The sequence below is a fragment of the Pseudoalteromonas sp. S1608 genome (assembly GCF_005887265.1).
In the GTDB taxonomy this organism is placed as follows: Bacteria; Pseudomonadota; Gammaproteobacteria; order Enterobacterales; family Alteromonadaceae; genus Pseudoalteromonas; species Pseudoalteromonas undina.
On the sequence record NZ_PNDK01000057.1, the window covers coordinates 1 to 5888 of the forward strand.

Annotated in this window: 7 protein-coding genes; all 7 read right to left on the bottom strand. The window is 41.1% G+C overall.

The window, feature by feature from the left end:
- Nucleotides 1-335 precede the first annotated feature (335 nt).
- Nucleotides 336-773, bottom strand: a complete 438-nt coding sequence (locus CWB75_RS18095) for a ClpXP protease specificity-enhancing factor (RefSeq protein WP_008110860.1) — start codon at nt 771-773, stop codon at nt 336-338.
- Nucleotides 773-1399 carry a stringent starvation protein SspA gene (sspA, locus tag CWB75_RS18100; RefSeq protein WP_008110861.1) on the bottom strand — a complete coding sequence of 209 codons (627 nt, stop codon included), beginning with the start codon at nt 1397-1399 and terminating at the stop codon, nt 773-775. Before sspA ends, CWB75_RS18095 begins: the two co-directional genes overlap by 1 nt.
- 79 nt (nt 1400-1478) lie before the next feature.
- Complete coding sequence (locus CWB75_RS18105; RefSeq protein WP_041709186.1) at nt 1479-2222, bottom strand: cytochrome c1; 744 nt, start codon at nt 2220-2222, stop codon at nt 1479-1481.
- A complete protein-coding gene (locus tag CWB75_RS18110) occupies nt 2219-3484 on the bottom strand; it encodes a cytochrome b (protein WP_010390662.1) in 1266 nt (421 codons plus the stop codon). The genes CWB75_RS18105 and CWB75_RS18110 overlap by 4 nt, the downstream gene beginning before the upstream one ends.
- Complete coding sequence (gene petA, locus CWB75_RS18115; protein ID WP_010390661.1) at nt 3484-4074, bottom strand: ubiquinol-cytochrome c reductase iron-sulfur subunit; 591 nt, start codon at nt 4072-4074, stop codon at nt 3484-3486. The genes CWB75_RS18110 and petA overlap by 1 nt, the downstream gene beginning before the upstream one ends.
- Before the next feature lie 653 nt (nt 4075-4727).
- Complete coding sequence (gene rpsI / locus CWB75_RS18120) at nt 4728-5120, bottom strand: 30S ribosomal protein S9 (RefSeq protein WP_024600778.1); 393 nt, start codon at nt 5118-5120, stop codon at nt 4728-4730.
- Nucleotides 5121-5128: 8 nt separating this feature from the next.
- Nucleotides 5129-5557, bottom strand: a complete 429-nt coding sequence (rplM, locus tag CWB75_RS18125) for a 50S ribosomal protein L13 (protein ID WP_008110876.1) — start codon at nt 5555-5557, stop codon at nt 5129-5131.
- Nucleotides 5558-5888 lie beyond the last annotated feature (331 nt).

The window sequence follows — 5888 nt, forward strand, 5'->3', positions numbered from 1 at the left end:
TGAGGAGTAAATGAGAAAACAGTAACCATTAGCCCAACTGATTAATTCGAGTCTCTAGGCCCGTTGCTCGCTTCTCGCTTCTCGCAGCCCGCTGCCGTGAACCCAAACACCCTGCTTGGCTTAATCTCTACCTAACACCTAGCACCTAATACCTAAAACCTGCTCTTCACTTTAGACCAGACGCGGAATAAATCCGCTGCTACACCAGTCAATCTTAACGCGTTTCTCGTAGCTCGTCGCTCGTGAGCCTTTCTAATCTTTAACCTTTAACCTAATATTTTCATACAGACATAAAAAAACCGCTTATTAAGCGGTTTTTTTCTAACATTTACGAGCTATTTTATAACACGTAAATGTGAGCCTTTTTTCTTTTCAGGCTTGGGAGCTGGCGTTTCATCAACTATCTCTGGTGATGAATCAACACTTTCAAGCTCTGGAGCAAAATCGTCTTCGTCCTCTAAAAACTCATCTGCAGTAAAGACTGTGCCTTCGCCATTTTCACGTGCATATATTGCAAGTACAGCCCCTAAAGGCACGTACACTTGCATTGGCTGGCCGCCAAAGCGCGCGTTAAAGCTAAGCTGAGTATTATCTAACGAAAACTGCGTAACCGCCGAAGGGCTTATGTTCAATACAATTTGGCCATCTTGAACAAACTGTGTTGGCACTTGCACTGCAGGAAAGTCAGCATTAACCACTAAGTGTGGCGTGCATTCGTTATCAACAATCCAATCAAAAAAAGCGCGTAGTAAATAAGGACGATTAGAAGTCATTATAAACGGATCTCACGCTCTGCTTCAGTTAAAGAAGCTTGGAATGATTCACGTTCAAATAAACGGATCATATACTCTTTAAGTTCTTTAGAGCCTGCACCATTAAGCTCAATACCAAACTCTGGTAAACGCCATAACAGTGGAGCTAAGTAACAATCAACTAAGCTAAACTCTTCACTCATAAAGTAAGGCGCTTCACTAAAGATTGGTGCTATTGCAAGTAATGCTTCTGTCAGCTCTTTACGAGCTTGCGCCGCATCAGAGGTGTTGTTAATGATTTTTTCAGCTAGGCTGTACCAATCAGTATCAATACGGTGCATCATTAATCGACTACGACCACGCATGACCGGATATACAGGCATTAGTGGAGGATGAGGAAAACGTTCATCAAGGTATTCCATGATGATGTTTGCCTGATATAAACCAAGCTCACGGTCAATCAGTGTTGGCACTGTGCCGTAAGGGTTAATTTCGTGAAGTGCTTCTGGCAGGTTATCCTTTTCAGCCATATGAATATCTACACTTACACCTTTTTCAGCAAGTACAATGCGTACTTGGTGGCTATACATACAGTTAGCACCAGAAAAAAGGGTCATTACAGGGCGCTTATTGGCAGCTACGGCCATGCCTACCTCCATTAAATAACTAAAACAGCAATAGGGGCTTAAGCCCCTATTGCAAAATTACCTTTAAATATGTTCAAACTTAATGAACATCTCTCCAGTATTCTTTCTTCAGCATAAATGCCAAGATAAATAGGATAATTAAAAATCCGATTACCTTAAGACCTAGCGCTTCCGATTCGAGACGTGTAGGTTCACCTACATACTCTAGGAAATTCGTTAAATCACGAACTGCTTGGTCATATTCATCTACACTTAATTCGCCCGTACCATCTGTTTTTGTACCAGTAATATGAGTGGTTGTTTTACCATCTACTGTTACTTCTTCAGTAATTGCAGTAGGAACACCTTGCAACTCTTGAAGAACATGTGGCATACCCACCGATGGGAATAACGTATTATTTACGCCAAACGGACGAGATTCATCTTTGTAAAACGATTTTAAATAGGTGTAAATCCAATCACTGCCACGCACACGCGCAACGTTGGTTAGATCCGGCGGAGCCGCACCAAACCATTTTGCAGCATCTTCTTTTGCCATCGCGTTAAGGATATGACCACCCACTTTTGAACCATCAAAAATAAGTTGCTCTTGGCCAATCTCTGTTGGAATACCAATGTCGCGGAAAGTACGTTCATAACGTTGATACTGCATTTGGTGACAACCAAGACAGTAGTTCATGAACAACTTTGCGCCACGCTGCAAAGAAGGTTGATCAGATATATCGTTACCCGCTTCCATTAGAGGAACTGACGGGCCAGCCGCCATTGCAGGTAACACGTTTACTGATAAAGCAAATAAACCTATTAATAGCTTTTTCATCATTTCGTTAACCTCTCAGGCAATGGCTTAGTTTTTTCATTCTTACTGTAAACGAATAACAGTACGAAGAACATAAAGTAAGTCACAGTACAGACTTGCGAAACAATCGTTTTAAAATCAGTTTGTGGTGTAGCACCAACCCAACCTAAAAGAACGAAAGTAACAACAAAACCTGCAATGTTCCATTTGTGGAAACCACAACGGTAACGAACTGAACGAACCGAACCACGGTCAATCCAAGGTAATAATGCTAGCACGACAATTGATGCACCCATTGCAGCAACACCCATTAGTTTGTCAGGGATTGCACGTAAGATTGCATAGAATGGCGTGAAGTACCAAACAGGGAAAATATGCTCAGGTGTTTTAAGTGGGTTAGCTGCTTCAAAGTTTGGCGCTTCTAAGAAGAAACCACCCATAGCAGGCATAAAGAACACAACCCAGCAGAACAAGATTAAGAAACCAACCACGCCCACAATATCTTTTACTGTGTAATAAGGGTGGAACGGAATCGCATCAATAATGTCTTTTTTGTCAGTGTAGTATTCATGGAACTTAAATTTAGGCTTGTCTTCTTCAGCCACAGTTCCTTTTTTACGTTTGTTATCAATACCGTCTGGGTTATTAGAACCCACTTCGTGTAGTGCAACAATGTGTAAAAATACTAAAATAACAATAACCAATGGCAGTGCAATTACATGTAATGCAAAGAAGCGGTTAAGCGTTGCACCTGAAATTACATAGTCACCACGGATCCACAGTGTTAAGTCATCACCAATAACCGGGATAGCCCCGAATAATGAAATGATTACCTGTGCACCCCAGAACGACATTTGGCCCCATGGTAATAAGTAACCCATGAATGCTTCAGCCATTAGGGCTAAGAAAATGAACATACCGAATAACCACAGTAATTCACGTGGTTTCTGGTAAGAACCGTAGATCATGCCACGGAACATGTGCATGTAAACAACGATGAAAAACGCAGATGCACCCGTTGAATGCAAATAACGTAATAACCAACCGTACTCTACATCACGCATGATGTATTCTACTGATGCAAATGCACCTTCAGCAGATGGTACATAGTTCATCGTTAACCAAATACCTGTAAGTATTTGGTTTACTAGTACTAACATAGCTAGAGAGCCGAAGAAGTACCAGAAGTTAAAGTTTTTTGGTGCTGGATACTGTGCAATGTGCATGTTCCAAACACGTGTCATTGGGATACGGTCGTCTATCCACTCAACAATTTTACCAAACATTAGGCCACCCCTTGTTCTTCGCCCACTAAAATAGTGGTCTCATCAAGAAAAGTATATGGTGGAATTTCTAAATTTAATGGTGCAGGTACCGATTGGAATACACGGCCAGCCATATCAAACTTAGAACCGTGACATGGACAGTAAAAACCGTCATCAGTCCCTTCCACTTTCTCACCAAAGCCACCTTGTAAAAAGCTAGGTGAACAACCCAAATGCGTACAAATACCTACAGCGACAAAAATCTCTGGGCGTAATGAACGAAAATCATTGGTTGATGATTCTAATTGTTGTGGCTCTTGCGATTGCGGATCACGAAGTTGACCTTCATGTTCTTTCATCTGCTCAAGCATTTTTGGGGTCCGTGATACAACCCATACAGGTTTACCACGCCACTCGACACGTATTAATTGTCCTGGCTCAAGTTTGCTGATATCTACTTCTACAGGCGCACCCGCAGATTTAGCTCGCTCACTTGGATTCCAAGACGCAATAAAAGGAACAGCAGCCCCAGCCGCACCAACACCACCAACAACAGAGGTAGCTATGGTTAAAAAGCGACGTCGGCCATTGTCTACAGGCGCATTGCTCATCCACTTATCTCCACTATGATTCTCAACACTTGCTATATTGAGAACATCAGTTACAGCAGGTTAATTTTTCGAATTTTAAAAGAGAAACGATCATAATTAAAACCCTTGTTTAAAACAAGGTTATTCACAGCCTCCTGCTCGAATAAACCTGACTTGCTCAAATAGTTGATTAAGTAAGCTCGAGTATGAAACCAAATGACTATAGTATCGCTTCCGTAAAAACAATTTGTAAACAAGTACAATCTCACCAACTAAGTACAGTAACAACTGAATTTGGCGACATTAAACTCATTCACTTTATTTGCCCGCCAATTGTAGCAAAAAAATTCACCAATTAACTGATGGATTTAAACTAATTGCGATAATTATTTAACTTTTTTTGCGTTAGTCGGTCATTTTTAAGCTTTCGTTCAATAAATACGCACGCTTTGCCGATTCTGATCAAGCTAATGTCGACATTAGTAGTAAAGGGAAAGGTTTTAGGTGTTAGGTTTTAGGTGTTAGGTTTTAGGTGTTAGGTTTTGAGCTTTAGGTTGTTCTGGATCTTTGTCTTCCTGATACCTAATACCTTTATCTTCCTAATACCTTTTATTTAATCTAAAAACAAAAAACCCAGCATAAGCTGGGTTTTTGAATTCTTGATAACGTAAAAATTAACGTTTTGAGAACTGTGGACGCTTACGCGCTTTCTTAAGACCCACTTTCTTACGTTCAACTTTACGTGCATCACGAGTAACGAAACCTGCTTTACGAAGTTGTGGACGTAATGACTCGTCAAACTCCATAAGTGCACGAGTGATACCGTGACGGATAGCACCAGCTTGACCAGTAGTACCACCACCAGCAACGGTGATGTGAAGGTCAAATTTTTCAGTCATATCTACAAGCTCAAGAGCTTGACGAACAACCATGCGTGCTGTTTCGCGACCAAAGTACTCTTCTAAAGAGCGCTTGTTGATTACGATGTTACCAGTGCCTGGGCGTAAGAATACGCGAGCACTTGAACTTTTACGACGACCTGTACCGTAGTATTGATTTGCCATGATAGTGCTCCTTAAATGTCTAGAACCTGAGGCTGTTGTGCAGCATGGTTATGCTCAGTACCCGCGTAAACTTTAAGTTTGCGGAACATAGCGCGGCCTAAAGGACCACGTGGCAACATGCCTTTAACAGCTTTTTCGATGATCATTTCAGGCTTTGCAGCTTGAAGTTTATCAAAAGTAGTAGACTTAAGACCACCTGGGAAACCAGAGTGAGCGTAGTACACTTTATCTTTGAATTTGTTACCAGTAACAGTAACTTTCTCAGCGTTGATAACGATGATGTAATCACCAGTATCTACGTGTGGTGTGTACTCAGCTTTGTGCTTACCGCGTAGGCGATGAGCGATTTCAGTAGCGATGCGACCTAAAGTTTTATCTTCAGCGTCAACTACGTACCAGTCACGTTTTACTGTTTCTGGCTTAGCAACAAACGTTTTCATTTATAAAAATCCAATGTTTTTCAATTAAAACCACAGGTAGTTATTATTAACTACCGCTCTAAGTATGCTACAACCCCTTCGAGTTTTAGACTTTTTCGCCGCTCACAAGTGGCTAAACTATATGAGGACATAGAACGCAACGTGGCAGACGCGGGAGTATACCAGCACTTAAACGACATTGCTACCGGCCGGTTGTTTTTTCCGCAAAAAGTTTTAGGTTTTAGGTTTTAGGTTTTAGGTTTTAGGTTTTAGGTTTTAGGTTTTAGGTTTTAGGTTTTAGGTTTTAGGTTTTAGGTTTTAGTTTTTAGAAGCTGATATGCTTATATTAGAT